Source organism: Hydrocarboniphaga sp. FW305-C-57 (assembly GCF_058783045.1).
Window position 1 is genome coordinate 14,223 of sequence record NZ_JBYSYG010000004.1, and the last position, 18,157, is coordinate 32,379.

Sequence of the window (18,157 nt, forward strand, 5' to 3'; positions counted from 1 at the left end):
CGGCGCCCAGGCGCCGGACTACACTCGCCCCGTGTCCGGGCGCATACCTCAAAATTTCATTCACGACCTCCTCGCGCGAACCGATATCGTCGAGGTGATCGGCTCGCGCCTGGAACTCAAGCGCGCGGGCCGTGAATACAAGGCGCTGTCGCCGTTCAGCAACGAGAAGTCGCCCTCGTTCTTCGTCTCGCCGACCAAGCAGTTCTTCCATTGCTTCTCCTCGGGCAAGCACGGCAACGCCGTCGGCTTCCTGATGGAGTACGACCGCCTGACCTTCGTCGAGGCGGTCGAGGAACTCGCCAAGCGCGCCGGCCTGGAAGTGCCGCGCGAAGGCGGCGGGGCTTTCGAACGTCTGGTGCTCGACGGCCCGCTCGACGCGATGGCCGCGGCCGAGCGCTTCTTCCGCGAACAGTTGCGCAAGCATCAGCCGGCGGTCGACTACCTCAAACAGCGCGGCGTCTCGGGCGATACCGCGAAAGTCTTCGGCATCGGCTACGCGCCGGAGAGCTGGGACGCGCTGACGCGTTTCTTCAGCGATCCCAAGCACGCGATCGAGGCCGGGCTGCTGATCCAGAAGGACGGCGGAGGTTGCTACGACCGCTTCCGCAACCGCGTGATGTTCCCGATCCGCGACACGCGCGGTCGCGTGATCGCCTTCGGCGGGCGCACGCTCGGAGGCGATCCGGCCAAGTACCTCAACTCGCCCGAAACGCCGCTGTTCCACAAGGGCCGCAACCTGTTCGGGCTCTACGAGGCCAAGCAGTCGACCAAGGCCGAGCTGCCGCAGCTGCTCGTGGTCGAGGGCTACATGGACGTGGTGATGCTGGCCCAGCATGGCATTCGCGAAGTGGTCGCCACGCTCGGCACCGCGACCACGCGCGATCACCTCGCGCTGCTCTACAAGTCCACGCGCAAAGTGGTGTTCTGCTTCGACGGCGATCGCGCCGGCCGCTCGGCCGCCTGGCGCGCGCTCGAACAGGCGCTGCCCGAGGTGCACGGCGACCGCGAGTGCGTGTTCATGTTCCTGCCCGAAGGCCACGATCCGGACACGCTGGTTCAGGAAATCGGCGCCGAGGCGTTTCGCGAGCGCATCGGGCAGGCGCAGACGCTCAGCGCCTTCCTGCTCGGCGAGCTGTCCAAGCAGACCAACCTCGGCACGCTCGATGGCCGCGCCAAGCTCGCCTCGCTCGCCAAGCCGCATCTCGACAAGCTGCGTCCGGGCCCGCTGCAGACGCTGATGATCGACGAGCTCGCCCGGCTCACGCGGCTGCGGCGCGAAGACCTGCAGGTAGCCACGCCGGCATCCGCGGAACAGGCGCCCGCGGCCTACGCGGCTTCGCGCAAATCGGCTCCGCCGCGCCTCGAAGCCGGTGGCACCCGCCCGGTGCGCAGGGCCTTGCAATTGCTGCTCGAGCGCCCAGATATGGCCGATAGCGTCGACCAGCTCGAATTGCTGGCCAGCGCGGATGTCCACGGCATCGCCGCCCTGGTCGAGGCCCTGGATTTCTTCCACGAGAACCAGGGCGCGAATGCCGGGCAGCTGCTCGAGTACTGGCGCGGAACCTCCAAGGCGACGGCGCTCGAACAGCTCATGCGGCAGGAGGTACAGCTCGATGACGCCGCGATCGAACGCGAATTCACCGACGTGATCCACCATTTGCGCCGCCGCGCGCTCAAAACGCGGCGCGACCACCTGCTCGCCGAAGCGCAGATTCGCTCGCTCAGCACGGCGGAGCTCGCCGAAGCCTCCGAACTGACGCGCCAACTTTCGAGCCGCCCTGCGGTCTAAGCCCACCTGTTGACACAAGATGCTGGCCTTATATCAGCATCGTCCAGTAAAATACGCAGTTCTCCGCCCAGTGCAACGGGCCGAGGCCTGCCCCGATACGAGCACCTGAATGAGCAATAGCGCCGAGAAGCAATCCCAGATCAAGGTTTTGATCGCCCTGGGCAAGGAAAAGGGCTATCTGACCTACGCCGAGGTCTCGGATCATCTGCCGGAAGTCGTCGATTCGGAGCAGATCGACGACGTCATCAGCATGATCCAGACCATGGGCATCCAGGTGCACGATGAAGCGCCGGATGAGGAGAGCCAGCTGTTCTCCGAGCCCGCCGTCGTCGCCTCGGCTGAAGAAGAGGAAGACGCCGCCGAGGAAGCCGCCGCCGCGCTTGCCGCGAGCGACGATCAGTTCGGCCGCACGACCGATCCGGTGCGCATGTACATGCGCGAGATGGGCAGTGTCGAACTGCTCGACCGCGAAGGTGAAATCCGCATCGCCAAGCGCATCGAGGAGGGCCTGAACGAAGCCCTCTACGCGATGGCGATCTACCCCGAAACCGTGAAGATCCTGCTCGACGCCTACGCTTCCGTGGGCGAGGGCAAGCGCCGCCTGGCCGAAGTGATCACCGGCTTCTTCGATCCGAACGCCGAGCCGGTCGCCGAAGCGCCGCCGCCGCCGGTCGAGGAGGAAGAGGAAGAAGAGGAAGAAGACGAGAACGCGGGCGGCGACGAGGAAGAGGAGGCCGTTGACACCGGTCCCGATCCGGAAGAGGCGCGCCTGAAGTTCGAAGAGCTGCAGGGCCTCTACGACACCGCCTGGAAAGCGCTCCAGAAGACCGGCGCCGACGACAAGAAGACGCTCGGCAAGCGCGAAGCGGTCGCCGACCTCATCATGACCTTCAAGCTGTCGCCGAAGATCGTCGACGAGATCAACCGCAACCTGCGCAACAAGATCGAGAACATCCGCGAGATCGAGCGCAGCGTCATGCGCATCTGCGTGATCGACGCGGGCATGTCGCGCGAGGAATTCCTCGGCAAGTACAAGGGCACCAAGCCTGACGATCACGATTGGCTCGAGAAGTCGATCCGCGCCAAGCGCAAGTACTCGGCCACGCTCGCCACGCGCCGCGACGAGATCGTCGAACTGCTCGGCCAGCTGACCAAGATCGAGAACGAATTCCTGATCGCGGTCGACGAGATCAAGGACATCAACCGCCGCATGAACGTCGGCGAGGCCAAGGCCCGCCGCGCGAAGAAGGAGATGGTCGAGGCCAACCTGCGCCTGGTCATCTCGATCGCCAAGAAGTACACGAATCGCGGCCTGCAGTTCCTCGACCTGATCCAGGAAGGCAACATCGGCCTCATGAAGGCGGTCGACAAGTTCGAATACCGCCGCGGCTACAAGTTCTCGACGTATGCGACCTGGTGGATTCGCCAGGCGATCACGCGCAGCATCGCCGATCAGGCGCGCACCATCCGCATCCCGGTGCACATGATCGAGACGATCAACAAGCTCAACCGCATCAGCCGCCAGATGCTGCAGGAAATGGGTCGCGAGCCCACGCCCGAAGAGCTGGCGGTGAAGATGGAGATGCCCGAGGACAAGATCCGCAAGGTCTTGAAGATCGCCAAGGAACCGATCTCGATGGAAACGCCGATCGGCGACGACGAGGACAGCCACCTCGGCGATTTCATCGAGGACACCGCCGCGGTGTCGCCGCTCGAATCGGCCACCTCGTCGAGCCTCGCCGAGGCCACGCACCAGATTCTCGCGAGCCTCACGCCGCGCGAAGCCAAGGTGCTGCGCATGCGCTTCGGCATCGACATGAACACCGACCACACGCTCGAGGAAGTCGGCAAGCAGTTCGACGTCACGCGCGAGCGCATCCGCCAGATAGAGGCCAAGGCCCTGCGCAAGCTGCGTCACCCGAGCCGCGCGAACTACCTGCGCAGCTTCCTCGACGAGTAGGGCTGCAGCCGCCGCAGGCCGCAAGTTCGGCCCCGGATGCCGGTGCCGCGAGTCGGCTCAACGAAAAAGCCCCGCCGAAGCGGGGCTTTTTCGTTGCTGCGATGCGAGAAGGCCCGAGCCTCAGAAGCTGAAACGAGCGCCCAGGCGAGCCTCGTCGAGGCGCACGTCCGGATTGTTGCCGCCCGCGAGGCTGGTGTAGCGATAGTCGGCGAAGATCGAGAAATGCTTGACGATCTCGACCGCGCCGCCGGCCGTGACTTCGAGGCCATCGACGTCGCCGATGTCGACGTAGCCGATCTCGGTCATCAGCGTGAGCTTGTCGTTGAGCACCTTGCCCTGGGCGCCGAGATGACCGCCCCAGCCTTCGGACTTGTCCTTGTCGGACTCCACCGAGCCGAACGGTCCGGGCAGTTCGACGCGAACCTTGGATTCGAAGCCGATGTATTCGCCATAGGTGTAGAACGGCGTTTCGGGAAAGCGGAAGCCCAGGCCGCCGCGATACTGCTCGGTGCGCAGCTCGGCAGCGCCGTCGCCGCCCAGGAAGCCGCCGTCGACGCCGATGTCGTCGAACTTGTTCTTCTCGTATTCACCGCTCAGGAAGAACAGGTCGGAAAGGCCAAACTTGCCCTTCACGCCCCAACCATCGCCGTCATCGAAATCCAGCGCGTCGTCGCCGCTGCCGATCTTGGCCGACGAGAACGGAATCCAGTAGCCGTCCAGATCGGCGGCCGCCTGAGCAGCGGTGAAGGGCACGGCGACCAGCGCCGATGCCGCGATGAGGGAAAGGCGAAACTTCCTGAGGCTTTGCATTGATCTCTCCTTATGAGGGGCATCCGGTCGCCTGTGACGTCTTGCTTGACTGGTGGCGACGGCTGCGGAGGATGAGACCGGGGCGCTGAACTCGGGCTGTATGTTCCGCAAACGAAAAGCCCCGGAAAATCCGGGGCTTCTCGATACTTCTTGATGCGGGAAACACTCTCTTTTAGAAGAGCACCCGTACACCGACGCGAACGTCCTGGAAAGTGAAATCCTGGTCGCCGAAGCCGGTGTCGGCGCTCAGGTTGCTCTGACGGAAATCGAGGAAGGCGCCGATGTTCGGCGTGAAGTCCACCGAAGCGCCGATCAGGAATTCCAGGCCGTCGATGTCGTAGTTGTCGTCGTCCTCGAGCCAGAGATAGCCGACCTGCCCGTAGATGTTCACCGACGGGGCGATCGGAAACACCAGGCGTCCGTGCACGCCGAGGCCATCGGCTTCCGAACCATCGAGGTCGATGTTGGCGTACTCACCGTAGACCGCGAACGTGCCGGTCGCCAGCGGCGTCTGCCAGCCTCCGCCGAGGCGCAACTGGTCGACGTCCCAATCGGAATCATCGAGCGTGACCGACTGGTATTCGCCGTTAAGGAAGAAATTCGATCCCAGCGGGACCATGCCCTTGACGCCGAAACCATCGCCGTCGTCGTCCCCCACACCGTCGATGTCCAAGTTGCTCGACGGGATGTAATACGCATCGACGTGCCCCTGCTCATTGGCCTGGGCGAGCGCCGGCACCGCCAATGGAGCAGCAAGCGCAGCCAGCATCAGCAGCTTTTTAGCTTTCATCCTAGTAATCTCCTGGGTAAATTCCTTGCGCCGATGAGGCCCGCTGAAAGCAGCGGTTCAGTCGGCCGCAGCCGTTTATCAAATCGAAACCCGCTGCCAAATGAACGTGCAGCACGCGGTCGATGCGGAGAGCGACATGGACTTTGCCGATCACGGTTCGCCTCGGGGTTTGCTGCGCAGCCCGTTTTGCCGTCCCCTCGCGACGAGCGCCAGCGCATGAAGACCATCGCGCTCTACAACATCAAGGGCGGCGTCGGGAAATCGGCCGGAGCGGTCAACCTCGCCTACTTCGCGGCCGCCAGCGGCTTGCGCACGGTGGTCTGGGATCTCGATTCGCAAGCCGCATCGAGCTGGTATCTGCACGGCGATGGCCAGGCCGCCAAGGCCAAGAGCGTGCTCGCGGGCGACACGCCACTCGGCCGGCTCGTGCGGCCCACGCCTTATGAAAAACTCTCGGTGATCCCGGCCGAGTTCAGTTACCGCTACTTCGACATCCTGCTCAAGAAGGTCGAGCCCCCGCGCGAGGCCTTCAAGCGCCTGCTCAAGCCGTTCTCCGAGCAGTATTCGCTCGCGGTGCTCGACTGCCCGCCCGCGCTGTCGCACCTGGCCGACAACGTCTTCACCGCGGCCGACCTGATCCTGGTTCCGGTGGTGCCGACGCACCTGTCGCTGCGCGCCTACGAACAGCTGCGCGAATATTTCCAGCAGGAAGGCTTTCCGCTGCGCAAGCTCATGCCGTTCTATTCGATGGCCGATCGCCGGCGCTCGCTGCATCGCGAGCTCATCGAGCAGCCGCCCGAGCTCATGAAGGGCATGGCGCAGTCGGTGATTCCGTATTCGTCGATGGTCGAGCGCATGGGCGAGCATCGCGCCCCGCTCGCGGCGTATGCGCCGAGCGATGATTACGCATTGAACGCATATGCCGAGCTCTGGCTCGAAGTCAGCGCGGCGCTGAAGCTGTAGGGCGGGGTCGAGAGCCGCCCTACGACCGCTAAATCTCGGCCGCGTCGGCCAAGTCGCTGAGCCGGGCGACACGCTCGGCGAGCGCTTCGGCGGTTGCGGCCGTCACCGTCGCATGCCCGACCTTGCGCTTGGGCTTGGCGGCCTTGTCGTAGAAGTGCACGTGCACGCCTTCGATCGCGGCCAGCGCGGCGGTGTCGGGCGCCGAGCCGATGAAATTCACCATCGCCGAATGCCCGCGCGCGGCGGTCGAACCGAGCGGCAGGCCGGCGACCGCGCGCAGATGGTTCTCGAACTGCGAGCAGACCGCGCCCTCGATGCTCCAGTGCCCGGAGTTGTGCACGCGCGGGGCGATTTCGTTGGCGAACAGCTGGCCGTCGGCGACGAAGAATTCGAAGGCCAGCACGCCGACGTAATCGAGCTTCTCGATCACCCGGCGCGCGTAATCCTCGGCCTGGGCTTGCAGCGGATCGGCAAGCTGCGGCGTCGACAGGCGCAGGATGCCATCGCGATGGCGGTTCTCGACGACCGGGTAGAACGCCAGCTCGCCCGCGCGGCCGCGCACGGCAAGGCAGGAGATTTCGCGCTCGAACGGCACGAAGGCTTCGAGGATCAGCGGCTGGGCGCCGAGCTGGGCCCAGGCGGCGTCGAGATCCTCGGGCTTGCGCAGCACCGCCTGACCCTTGCCGTCGTAGCCCATGCGGCGCGTCTTGAGCACCGCGGGCAGGCCGGTGATGCGCACGGCCATGTCGAGCGCCTCGCGCGTCGCCACCGGCAGGTAGCGCGGCACTGGAATGCCGAGGTCGTCGAACAGCTTCTTCTCGTTGAGCCGATCCTGCGCGGTCGCGAGCGCCTGCGGCGGCGGATACAGCGGCCGGCGCGCGGCGACGAACTCGGCCGTATGCGCGGGCACGTTCTCGAACTCGAAGGTGGCGACGTCGCAGCGCTCGCAGAAACCCTGCAGCGCGGTTTCGTCGAGGTACTGCGCCTGCAGGGTCTCGCCGAGCGCGGCGGCGCAGGCGTCTTCGGCCGGATCGACGAAGACGAAGCGCATGGCCAGCGGGTATCCCGCCAATGCAAGCATCCGGCCCAGCTGGCCGGCTCCGAGGATGCCGATCTTCATGAGGTTTCTTTCGACGTCAGGCCAACGGCGGCAGGCTCAGCGGCGCATCGTCGAGCACCTTGCTCGTCTGCTGGGCGCGGAAGTCTTCGAGCCGGGTGGCGAGGGCCGCGTCATGCGTGGCGAGCATGCTCGCGGCGAGCAGGCCGGCGTTGGTGGCCCCGGCGACGCCGATGGCCAGGGTTCCGACCGGAATGCCGGCCGGCATCTGCACGATCGAGAGCAGCGAATCGAGACCGTTGAAGGCCTTGGACTGCACCGGCACGCCGAGCACCGGCAGGCGCGTCTTGGCGGCGCACATGCCCGGCAGATGGGCGGCTCCGCCGGCACCCGCGATGATCACCTGCAGGCCGCGCGCGACCGCACTTTCGGCGTAGTCGAACAGCAGGTCGGGGGTGCGATGCGCCGAAACGACCTTGGCCTCGTACGGAATGCCGAGGTTCTCGAGGACGCGGACCGCATGCGCCATGGTCTCCCAATCGGAACGGGAACCCATGATCACGCCCACCAGCGGCGCTTCGGTTTTGATAGAGGAGGTCATGGCCGGCTTGGCAGCCCCGGCTGGAGAAAAGAGCCGGGGATTATTGCATCGCCGGATCACGGCTTCCAGCCGGGACGGCTTCGGGTCGGCTTTTCTTCCCTCTCCTGCCAGGAGAGAGACCGAGGGTGAGGGCTCGCCGCGCTAGCCCAGCCCTCTCCCGGAGGGAGAGGGAGTTGGAGAAGCCTACGGCGCCAGGTCGAACTCGGCGTTGACGCTCGCGCGGACGCGGATTTCGCCGGTACTGATGCCCATTTCGGCGTTGCCGTCGGCGGCCTGGACGCGCATCGCCATCGCCTTGACCATCGGCACCGGCGGCGAGGAGCCGTTCTCGGCGATGCTGCGCAGGCCGCCGAGCTTCACGCCGAGCGTGCTCGCAAGCAGCGCGGCCTTGGCCTGGGCGTCCTTGGCGGCCGCGGCGAGCGCCTGGTTCTCGAGGTCCTTGGCCTTGGACGATTCGAGCTGCGGCGGCTGCACCTGGTTCACACCCGCCTTGGTCCCGGCGAGCAGGAAGGCACCGAGCTTGTCGAGGCTCGTGATGCGCACTTCGATGTCGCGGCTCACGCGGTAACCGGTCAGCTGGTTGCGGCGCTCCTTCTCGTCCCAGACGTATTCGGGCTGGATGCTCACGCCCGTGGTGGTGATCTGCTCGTCCTTGGCACCGAGCTTCTTGGCCTCGGCCAGGTACGCGCGCACGACCTTGTTGACCTCGGCCTCGGCGGTGGCGACGTCGGCGCTGAGCTGGGTCACGCCGAGCTGCAGGCGCGCGCGATCGGGCACCGCGGAGACTTCACCGTCGCCGCTCACGGCGACGAAGCGCGGGCGCTCGGGCGGCGGCGGCAAGCCGGTCGCCTGGGCCAGCGCGCCGGCACTGAAGCTGGCGAGCAGGGTTCCGAGCAGCAGGCTCTTCATCGGGAATTTCATCGAGGGTTTCAGCGGAGTGCTCATGGCGCGTTTCGTTGCAGTCTTCATTTTTTCAGGACAGTCCTTTGTTCTTCGATTGACCGGTGATGCCGGGGCGATGTTCCCCGATCACCTTGACCGGATCGCCATCATGCAAAGTCTCGGCGCCGCGAACCACCACGGCCTCCTGCGGGCTCAGCGGACCTTCGACGGCGACCCATTCGCCCTGCGCCGAGCCGGTCTTCACGGGCACGCGCGCGGCCTTGCCCGAGCGCACCACGTAGACCGACAGGCCGTCCTCGCGTATCACCACGGCGTCGCGCGGCACCGCGAGCTTCTGCTGCGGCGACTCCAGCGGCAGCACCACCTGCAAGCTGCGGCCGACCGCGAAGCCGGCCTCCTGCTGCGGCAGGTCGATCAGGGCTTCGAAGCTCTGCGTGCGCGCATCGCCGACCGGCACGATCGCCCGGACCTGGCCCGCGACCGCGCGATCGGGCGCCAGTTGCACTTGCACCGAGCTGCCCGGCTGGATAGCGCGCACGTGCCGCAGCGGCAGGAACAGGCGCAGTTCGAGGTGCTCGGTGTCCTGCAGGCGGGCGATCACGTCGCCGCGATTGATCTCCTCGCCCTCGCGGCGCAGGCGCTCGGCGATCACGCCCGCGAACGGGGCGCGCACCTCGGCGCGGGCCAGCCGATCGTCGGTCTGGCGCAGGGTCGCGCGGGCGATTTCGAGATCGCTCTTGGCAAGGTCGCGCGTGTTCTCGGCCTGGTCGAGCTGGTAGCGGCTGACCGCGGTGCCCGAGGCACGCAGGCGTTCGAGCTCGCGCTCGGCCTGGCGCAGCGCGATTTCGCTGCGCGTGAGCCGCGCGCCCTGCTCGGCGCGCTGCAGCCGGATTTCGCCGGTATCGAGCCGGGCGATCACCTCGCCCTTCTTCACCGCGGTTCCGGGCTCGGCAACCCAGGCCAGCGGCCCGCTGGTGCCGGCCGCCATCTCGGCGCCCGAGCGCGACTGCACCTGGCCGGTCGCGGTGATCGACGGCGCGATGTCGCGCAAGGTCGCCGAGGCGGTTTCGACCGCCGAAGCCGGGCGCTCGGGCTGCGCGTGGGCGCTCGCCACAACACACAGCGCGAGACCGATCAGGGTTTTCTTCATGCAGCGCACTCCACCGGCCGGGCGCGGCCGATCGACGAAAGAGAAGGGGATGTTCATGCGCCGAGCACCTCGGCCTCGGCGGCCACCGGCTCGCGCGCCGGATGCCGCGCTTCGCCGAGCCGCAGCAGCGCCGGCATCAGGTACCAGGTGAACACGGTGCCGACGATCATGCCGCCCGAGACCACCGCGGCCAGGCCGCGATAGATCTTCGAGCCCAGGCCCGGCATCAGGATCAGCGGGGCCATGCCGAGCACGGCGGTCAGCGTCGACAGCACGATGGGCCGGGCGCGCGTTTCGAGCGCCTCGCGAACCGCGTCGATGCGCGCCATGCCGGCGTGTTCGCGCGCGCGCGTCTGGTCGACGAGCAGGATCGCCGCGTTGACAACCAGGCCGAGCAGGATGATGAAGCCGATCATCGTCAGCAGGTCCATGGCCTGGAAATCGAACACGCCGATCAGCCGCAGCGAGGCGACGCCGCCCGCGATCGAGACCGGAATCACGAGCATCACGAGCAGCGCGTCCCAGAGGCTGCGGAACAGCGCGCCCATCAGCGCGCAGAGCATCAGCAGGGCGAGCGCGAAGTTGGTCGCCATCGAACCGAGCGCGAGCTGCAGCTCGTTGGCCTTGCCGCCGTAGCTGAGCTGGATGCTCGGGCTCATGGTCTCGCGCAGCTGCGGCTCGACCCTGGCCTGCAGGATCGCCACCGCCTCGTCGAGCGTCATGGTGTCGGGCGGCTCGAAGTTCACCGACACCGTGCGCCGACCGTTGAAGCGCGCGAGCTGCGCCGGGCCGACCGTCTGGCTGATCTGCGCGAGCTCGCCGACGAGCTGGATGCCCGCGCCGGGCGTGGCGATCGGCAGCTCGGCGAGTTCTTCGGGCGTGTGCCAGTCCTGGCTGCGCACGATGATGTCGAGCCGCTCGTTGCCGTCGAAGTATTCGCCGGCCCAGAGCCCGCCCGTGAATGCGCGCAGGGCGCTCGACACACTGCTGCGATCGAGCCCGGCGCGCGAGACGCGCCATTCGTTGGGCCTGATCTGCAGCTCGGGCTGGTCGAGCTGCAAGGCCGGCAGGCTCTGCGGGAAGGTGCCCGGAATCGCCTCGGGGATCAGCCGCTCGGCGACGCGCGCGGCCTCCATGAGCGCATCGAGGTCGGGCCCTTGCAGGAACAGCTCGATGTTGCGCGCGTTGCTGCCGTCGAGATTGAACAGCGAGCCCTGGCTCGCGAACACGCGCACGTCGGGCAGGTCGACCAGGATCTTGTTGCGCAGCAGCTCGACGACGTCCTTGGTCTGGCGCGGATCGGCCGCGTAGGCGACGACCAGGCCACCGCCGCCGTTCCCCCAGGCCGAGAAGTTGTAGTACTTGATGCCCGGCTCGGCCTTGCCTTCGAGGTGCGGACGCAGGCGCTCGATGACCTTGGGCGCGATTTCGTGGCGCACGGTTTCGATGTTGCCACCCGGCGGCGTGCGGAAGTTGCCCCAGACGTTGTCGGTCTGCGCCACCGGCAGATAATCCGGCTTGGGCGCCGCGAACCAGCAGAACAGCAGGCAGCCCGGCACCAGCACGCCGATCCAGGCCATGCGCAGGGCCGTCGAGCCGGTCGCGCGCATCGCGCTGTGCGCCATCGCCTTCCACCAGTGCTCGTGCTGGTCGGCCGGAATCTGGCGCGCGAGCGCCCAGCGGTTGGCGGCCGGGATCACCGTCATCGCCACGAACAGCGAGGCCGCGTGGCTCACGCTCATGGTAATCGCCAGGTCCTTGAACAGCTGGCCTTCGAGCCCCTGCATGAACAGCACGGGCAGGAAGATCGCCACACTCGTGAGCATCGAGGCGAACAGCGCCGGAATGACTTCCTGCGTGCCCTCGATGGTCGCGTCCCAGGCGTTTTTGCCCTGCTGCAGGAAGCGGATGATGTTGCCCTGCACGATCAGCGCGGCGTCGGTGACGATGCCGGTGGAGAAGGCCAGGCCGGCCAGCGAAATGACGTTGAGGCTACGCCCGAGCAGATGCAGCGTGATGACCGCGAAGGCCAGCGACAGTGGAATCGTGGCCCCGATCACGAGCAGCGCGCGCGGCCCGCGCAGGAAGTACCAGAGCCCGCCGACCGCGAGCAGGATGCCGACCACGAGCGACTCCTGCACGAAGCCGATCGCCCGGTGCACGTAGATGCTCGCGTCCCAGGACAGGTCGGCGATGAGCTTTTCGCGCGCGAGCGGCCCGGCGTTGAGCTCGGCCAGCGCCTCCTTGACGCCGTCGAGCACGGTGACGATGTTCGCGGTCGAGTTGCGCTGGATCGTCAGGTAATAGCCCGGCACGCCGTTGCGGAACGAGAAGGCCTGCTGGTCCTGCAGGCCGACGCCGACATCGGCGACGTCGCGCAGGTACAAGGGCCGCTCGCCGTTCCAGCTCACGATCAGATTGCCGAGGTCGGCGATCGGCTCGCGCCCGGTCACGCGCACGGTGAACTGGCGGCGACCCATGTTGACGAAGCCGGCCGAGGTGTCGCGCGCCGCGATCACGGTGCTCGCGAGCTGCTGCGGGGTGATGCCGAGCGCCGCGAGCCGGTGCGCGTCGAAGCGGATCTGCACCTCGCTCGGACGCCCGCCCTCGAGATTGATCTGGCTCACGCCCTCGACGCGCGACAGCCGCGGCTCGACGACTTCCTCCATGAGCTTCTGGTACGCGGCCGCCATGTCGGCGGTGTCGTTGCCGGGCAGCGGACGCACGAGGATCGAGGCCGCGTTCTCGCGGTTCCACGGCGCGCCGTCGAACACCTGCGGCTCGTCGGCGTCGGGCGGCAGCGGCGGCAGGGTGTTGATGCGCGAGACCACGTCGAGCATCACGCGCGTCATGTCGGTGCCGATCTCGAAGGTCAGCGACACCCCGCCGCCGCCGCGATTGATCTGCGAGCGCATCTCGGTCATGCCCGACAGCCCGCGCATGGCCTCCTCGATCGGCTCGACGAGCGCCTCCTCGACCTCGCTCGGCGCGGCCTCGCGCCAGTTCACGCTGATCCAGATCTGCGGGTTCTTGGTGTCGGGCAGCAGCTGCACGGGCAGCCGCGTCAGCGACAGCAGGCCGAACAGCAGCACGATCAACGCCGCCGCGGCGATCGCGGCCGGATTGCGGGCCGAGAATCGTGTCGTTTTCATGGTCTCCCCTCGTCCCGTCCCTCTGCGGGCCCCAAGCTGCGCCTTGGATGCGACTCGGACCCCGGGGGTTTAAACTCGGTTCCCTGGCACCATCTTTCCCGGTGCCGTCCGGCGCCATTGGGCACCGGCGATTCGATCGCGAAAGCAGCAGGTTCCATGTCCGATTCCAACGAAACCGTCGCCCTCACCCGCGACGTGGTCGCCATCCTGATTCCCGCCGGAACCAAGGTCGAGCTGCCCGAAGGTGCCAGCGCCGAGATCACCCAGGCGCTCGGCGGCAGCTTCACGGTTCAGGTCCAGGGCCATCTGTTCCGCATCAACGGTGCGGACGCCGACGCGCTCGGCAAGGAAGTGCTGCGCGGCCCCGAAGTGGCCGACGATGCCTCCGACGAGGAACTCGAAAAAGCCGTCTGGGCCCAGCTCAAGACCTGCTACGACCCCGAGATTCCGATCAACATCGTCGAGCTCGGCCTGGTCTACGAATGCCGGCTCGAGCCGCTCGACGCGAGCAATCGCAAGGCCTACATCCGCATGACGCTGACCGCGCCGGGCTGCGGCATGGGCGAGATCCTCGTCAACGACGTCAAGACCAAGACGCTCGAAGTGCCGCGTGTCACCGAGGCCGACGTCGAACTGACCTTCGATCCGCCGTGGAGCCGCGACATGATGTCGGAATCGGCCCAGCTGCTGACCGGCATGTACTGAGTTCCACCGACTTCACCGCCGCGCTCACGGGAGAGAGCCACGATGTCCGACACCGTCACGCGGGGCATACGCATCGTGGTCAGGCCGCAGTACGTGGCCGAGCAGTCGCAGCCCGAGCGCGCGCATTTCTTCTTCGCGTATCACATCACCATCCGCAACGAGGGCAGCGTCGCGGCCCAGCTGCAATCGCGGCACTGGATCATCACCGACGGCGAAGGCCGCGCCGAGGAAGTGCGCGGCCCGGGCGTGGTCGGCCAGCAGCCCCGGCTCGCGCCCGGCGAGCAGTTCCAGTACACCAGCGCCTGTCCGCTGACGACGCCCGTCGGCACCATGCACGGCAGCTTCCACATGGTTCCCGAGGATGGCGAGCCGTTCGAGGCGCTGATTGCCCCGTTCCGTCTCGCGGTGCCGCGGATTCTCAATTGAGAGCGGCTGCCCGGCTGCCGAGCGCAGCAGCCCCCTCTCATTCCCGCCGGAGCGGGAATGGGGTTTCGACGCATCAGCCGCCGTTGATGACGCCGCAGGCGATCCGCCCGCCCGAATTACCGGCCGGCTGGCTCTGGTAATCGTCGGGCCCTTCGTGCACGACCACAGCCTTGCCGATCACGTCCTTGGCGCCGCCGGTGCCGATTTCGAGGCCTGGAAGCGTCACGCCGACTTCGGCGTTGCCGCTGTCGTCGGCCTTCACGTTCGGCGCGTCACCGGCGTGATGCGGGCCCTGGGCGACGTTGCCGTGGGGCTGCTGATCGGGGTTCAGGTGACCGCCCGCGCTGCTTGCGTCCGGCGCACTGCAATCGCCTTTCTCGTGCACGTGGAAGCCATGCTCGGCGCCCGGCTTGAGGCCCGACAGCGAGCCGCTGACCTTCACGCCGCCGTCGCCGGCCTCGAACTTGAGCGTGCCCTGCGCGGTCTTGCCCTCGGTCGGGGACAGCGTGGCGGTGGCCGAGGAGGCGCTGGTCGGCGCGTTGGTCGACATGCCGGCCGCCGGCGAAGCGGAGGTCACGGACGGGGTTTCCTGCTTGCAGGCCGACAGCGCGATGGCGGCGGCGAACGGCAGCAGGCTCAAGCGGTGGACGATCTTCATGGCGACTCCTGGGTCGATGTTCGGCGAGCGTCAGTTAAGACAAGCGCTGTGACGCACGCCTGAACCGTGGCCGGTAAACTTCCCCGATGAACGATTTCTCCGCTGTCGCGCATCTGGTCGATTCACTCAACGATGCGCAGAAACAGGCCGTCACCGCCCCACCCGAGCATCGCCTGGTGCTCGCGGGCGCCGGCTCCGGCAAGACGCGCGTGCTCGTGCATCGCATCGCCTGGCTCATCGCGGTCGAAGATGTCTCACCGCTGTCGATCCTCGCGGTCACCTTCACGAACAAGGCCGCGAACGAAATGCGCGGACGCATCGAGCAGCTGCTGACCACACCCGTGCGCCAGCTCTGGGTCGGCACCTTCCACGGCATCGCGCATCGCATGCTGCGACTGCACTGGAAGGAGGCGAAGCTGCGGCAGGATTTCCAGATCCTCGACGCCGACGATCAGCAGCGCCTGGTCAAGCGCCTGATCAAGCAGCTCGACCTGCCGGACGACCAGTGGCCGCACAAGATGGTCACCCACTGGATCAATTCGCAGAAGGAAGAAGGCCGTCGTCCGCATCACTTCGACGACCTCGGCGATTTCACGCAGCGCGCGCTCGTGCGCGTCTACACCGCCTACCAGCAGCAATGCGAAGCACAGGGCGTGGTCGATTTCGCCGAGCTGCTGCTGCGCGCCTACGAACTCTGCCGCGACAACGCCGAGATTCTCGCGCACTACCGGCGCAAGTTCCGCCATGTGCTCGTCGACGAATTCCAGGATACGAACACGCTGCAGTATCTCTGGCTCAAGCTGCTCGTCGGTGATCGCGGCGTGCTGTTCGCGGTCGGCGACGACGATCAGTCGGTCTACGGCTGGCGCGGCGCCAAGATCGAGAACATGCTGCGGCTCGAACGCGACCTGCGCGGCTGCGAGATCGTGCGCCTGGAACAGAACTATCGCTCGACCGGCACCATTCTCAAGGCCGCGAACGGGCTCATCGAGCGCAACAATGGACGTCTCGGCAAGAACCTCTGGACCGAGGGCTCCGAAGGCGCGCCGATCTCGCTCTACGCCGCGTTCAACGAGTACGACGAGGCCGAGTTCGTCGTCAATCGCATCAAGGATTACATCAACGGGCCGCATCGCTATTCGGACCTCGCGATCCTGTATCGCTCGAACGCGCAGTCGCGCGTGCTCGAAGAAATGCTGATCCGCGCGCGCCTGCCGTATCGCATCTACGGCGGCCTGCGCTTCTTCGAGCGCATGGAAGTGAAGGACGCATTGGCCTGGCTGCGGCTCATGCGCAACCGCGACGACGACATCAGCTTCGAGCGCGCACTCGCCACGCCTTCGCATGGCGTCGGCGCGACGAGCGTCGAAAAGCTGCGCGCCGCCGCGCGCGAATCGGGCACTTCGCTGTGGGCGACGGCCGTGCGCGAACCGGCGCTGGTCGGCCGCTCGGCCGGCGCGCTCAACAAGTTCGTCAACAAGGTCGAATCGATCGCCACGCAGACCGCCGACATGGCGCTCGGCAAGCTCATCGACGTGGTCGTCGCCAACAGCGGGCTGCGCGAGCACTACCAGAAGGAGAAAGGCGAACAGGCCGAGGGCCGGCTCGAGAACCTCGACGAAATCGTCAGCGCCGCGCGCAGCTTCGAGAAGCCCACGCCCGAGCAGGAGGAAGAAGGCATCGATCCGCTGTCGGCCTTCCTCGCGCACGCGGCGCTCGAGGCCGGCGAGGGCCAGGCCGCGGCCGGCGAGGATTCCGTGCAACTCATGACCCTGCATGCGGCCAAGGGCCTCGAATTCCCGATCGTGTTCATGGTCGGCATGGAGAACGGACTGTTCCCGTCGATGCGCGCGGTCGAGGAAGGCAATCTCGAGGAAGAGCGCCGGCTCTGCTACGTCGGCATCACGCGCGCGCGCCAGCAGCTGTACCTGAGCTACGCCGAGATCCGGCGCCTGCATGGCGTCGAACAGGTGGCGATGCCGTCGCAGTTCCTGAAGGAGATTCCGCCCGAATGCGTGATGGAAACGCGCCCGCGCGCGGGCGTGCTGCGGCCGCCGAGTTTCGGCGCCGGGCGTGAGTCTTCGCGCTACGGCGGTGGCGGTTATGGCGGCGGCAGCTCCTACGGTGGATCGTCGAGCGGCAGCGGCTATTCCGCGCCGATCCGTCGCAGCGCAGCGATCGCGGTGCCGAACTACGGCGGCTTCAAGCTCGGCCAGCGCGTCATGCACGACAAGTTCGGCGAAGGCACGATCCTGTCGTTCGAAGGCGAGGGCGAGAAGGCGCAGGTCGAAATCCGCTTCCGCCATTCGGGCGTCAAGCGGCTCGTGCTCGGCCTCGCCAAGCTGCAAGCAGTCTAGCGCTGGCGCGATCGAGATGTCGCAGGAAGCCATCGTCGCGATCGTCGTCGCGATCGCGCTGATCGTCGGGCCGCTGGCGACGCTGCGTGCGCTGTCGAGACGCGCGGCGGCGCAGACGCCGAAGTTGCGCAGCGAACTCGAAGTCAATCTCGAAACCGAATTGCGGACCCAGCTTCCAGTGCTCGCGCAACTCACGCCCGAGCTGCGGCAACGTCATGCCGAACGCGTGCGCGCCTTTCTAGCGAGCAAGCGCTTCATTGGTTGCGACGATTTGGAAGTGACCGACGAGATGAAGCTCGTCGTCGCCGGTCTCGCCTGCCTGCTCGTGCTGCGAGCGGATGCGCAGCTGTTTCCCGCGGTGAAAGCGGTGCTGCTGTATCCCGCCGCGTTTCTCGTGCCGGTGAACGAACCCGACGAATTCGGCCTCGTCGATGACGAGCCGCAGGAGCGCATCGGCGAATCCTGGCACGGCGATCGCGTAATCCTGTCGTGGCAAGACGTGCAGGCCGCGCTCGCGGGTGATGGCGTCAACGTGGTCGTGCACGAGTTCGCGCATCAGCTCGACGACGAATCGCCGTTCGAAGGCGCGCCGAATCTGCCGAACTATGAGCGCTGGTCACGCGTGATGCAGCGCGAATTCGAACGCCTGCAACGCCATCGCCGGCCGCCCGTGCTCGATCCCTACGGCGCCGAGAGTCCCGCGGAGTTTTTCGGCGTCGCGACCGAAGCCTTCATCCAGCGCGGAGCCGATCTCGCGCAGCATCACGCGGAGCTCTACGAGCTGCTGCGCGATTACTACGGCTACGAAACGCGAGACTGGGTTTGGAGTCCGTAAA

The 18,157-nt window shown here is 66.8% G+C and carries 15 protein-coding genes; 7 read left to right on the forward strand and 8 right to left on the reverse strand.

Annotation, left to right across the window (positions count from 1 at the left end):
• Positions 1–31 precede the first annotated feature (31 nt).
• A complete protein-coding gene (gene dnaG / locus AC3WUM_RS09545; RefSeq protein ID WP_492410013.1) occupies positions 32–1,789 on the forward strand; it encodes a DNA primase in 1,758 nt (585 codons plus the stop codon).
• A 109-nt stretch (positions 1,790–1,898) separates the two neighbouring features.
• The gene (gene rpoD, locus AC3WUM_RS09550) at positions 1,899–3,749 is read left to right on the forward strand and encodes an RNA polymerase sigma factor RpoD (protein WP_492410014.1); all 1,851 of its coding nucleotides are present in this window, start codon (positions 1,899–1,901) and stop codon (positions 3,747–3,749) included.
• Between the two features lie 120 nt (positions 3,750–3,869).
• On the opposite strand, the gene AC3WUM_RS09555 is transcribed toward rpoD, so the two are convergent.
• Together AC3WUM_RS09555 and AC3WUM_RS09560 are read right to left on the reverse strand one after the other, a co-directional pair.
• Positions 3,870–4,559 (reverse strand): outer membrane beta-barrel protein, encoded by a 690-nt coding sequence (locus AC3WUM_RS09555; protein WP_492410015.1) that lies wholly within the window; start codon positions 4,557–4,559, stop codon positions 3,870–3,872.
• Positions 4,560–4,731: 172 nt separating this feature from the next.
• Positions 4,732–5,349, reverse strand: a complete 618-nt coding sequence (locus tag AC3WUM_RS09560) for an outer membrane protein (protein WP_492410016.1) — start codon at positions 5,347–5,349, stop codon at positions 4,732–4,734.
• Between the two features lie 216 nt (positions 5,350–5,565).
• Between AC3WUM_RS09560 and AC3WUM_RS09565 the strand changes: the two genes are divergently transcribed.
• Positions 5,566–6,312, forward strand: a complete 747-nt coding sequence (locus tag AC3WUM_RS09565; RefSeq protein WP_492410018.1) for a ParA family protein — start codon at positions 5,566–5,568, stop codon at positions 6,310–6,312.
• Between the two features lie 28 nt (positions 6,313–6,340).
• Here AC3WUM_RS09565 and AC3WUM_RS09570 read toward each other — a convergent pair whose 3' ends face one another.
• From AC3WUM_RS09570 to AC3WUM_RS09590, 5 genes are all read right to left on the reverse strand, one after another.
• Positions 6,341–7,432: a 5-(carboxyamino)imidazole ribonucleotide synthase gene (locus tag AC3WUM_RS09570; RefSeq protein ID WP_492410020.1), complete on the reverse strand. Its 1,092-nt coding sequence runs from the start codon at positions 7,430–7,432 to the stop codon at positions 6,341–6,343.
• Between the two features lie 16 nt (positions 7,433–7,448).
• Positions 7,449–7,970 (reverse strand): 5-(carboxyamino)imidazole ribonucleotide mutase, encoded by a 522-nt coding sequence (purE, locus tag AC3WUM_RS09575; protein ID WP_492410021.1) that lies wholly within the window; start codon positions 7,968–7,970, stop codon positions 7,449–7,451.
• A 183-nt stretch (positions 7,971–8,153) separates the two neighbouring features.
• Positions 8,154–8,915, reverse strand: coding sequence for an SIMPL domain-containing protein (locus AC3WUM_RS09580; RefSeq protein ID WP_492410022.1), 762 nt, complete (start codon positions 8,913–8,915; stop codon positions 8,154–8,156).
• Between the two features lie 28 nt (positions 8,916–8,943).
• The gene (locus tag AC3WUM_RS09585) at positions 8,944–10,023 is read right to left on the reverse strand and encodes an efflux RND transporter periplasmic adaptor subunit (protein ID WP_492410023.1); all 1,080 of its coding nucleotides are present in this window, start codon (positions 10,021–10,023) and stop codon (positions 8,944–8,946) included.
• A 53-nt stretch (positions 10,024–10,076) separates the two neighbouring features.
• Positions 10,077–13,175, reverse strand: coding sequence for an efflux RND transporter permease subunit (locus AC3WUM_RS09590; protein WP_492410024.1), 3,099 nt, complete (start codon positions 13,173–13,175; stop codon positions 10,077–10,079).
• 156 nt (positions 13,176–13,331) lie between these two features.
• On the opposite strand from AC3WUM_RS09590, the gene sufT reads away from it, so the two are divergent.
• Together sufT and apaG are read left to right on the forward strand one after the other, a co-directional pair.
• Positions 13,332–13,880, forward strand: a complete 549-nt coding sequence (gene sufT, locus AC3WUM_RS09595) for a putative Fe-S cluster assembly protein SufT (protein ID WP_492410026.1) — start codon at positions 13,332–13,334, stop codon at positions 13,878–13,880.
• A 42-nt stretch (positions 13,881–13,922) separates the two neighbouring features.
• Positions 13,923–14,306 carry a Co2+/Mg2+ efflux protein ApaG gene (apaG, locus tag AC3WUM_RS09600; protein ID WP_492410028.1) on the forward strand — a complete coding sequence of 128 codons (384 nt, stop codon included), beginning with the start codon at positions 13,923–13,925 and terminating at the stop codon, positions 14,304–14,306.
• 73 nt (positions 14,307–14,379) lie between these two features.
• On the opposite strand, the gene AC3WUM_RS09605 is transcribed toward apaG, so the two are convergent.
• Entirely contained in the window at positions 14,380–14,964 is a 585-nt protein-coding gene (locus AC3WUM_RS09605) for a superoxide dismutase family protein (protein ID WP_492410029.1), read from the reverse strand.
• A gap of 86 nt (positions 14,965–15,050) precedes the next feature.
• On the opposite strand from AC3WUM_RS09605, the gene uvrD reads away from it, so the two are divergent.
• Together uvrD and AC3WUM_RS09615 are read left to right on the forward strand one after the other, a co-directional pair.
• Positions 15,051–17,321, forward strand: a complete 2,271-nt coding sequence (gene uvrD, locus AC3WUM_RS09610; protein WP_492410030.1) for a DNA helicase II — start codon at positions 15,051–15,053, stop codon at positions 17,319–17,321.
• Positions 17,322–17,337: 16 nt separating this feature from the next.
• The gene (locus AC3WUM_RS09615; protein WP_492410032.1) at positions 17,338–18,156 is read left to right on the forward strand and encodes a M90 family metallopeptidase; all 819 of its coding nucleotides are present in this window, start codon (positions 17,338–17,340) and stop codon (positions 18,154–18,156) included.
• The last annotated feature ends 1 nt before the right edge of the window (position 18,157 follow it).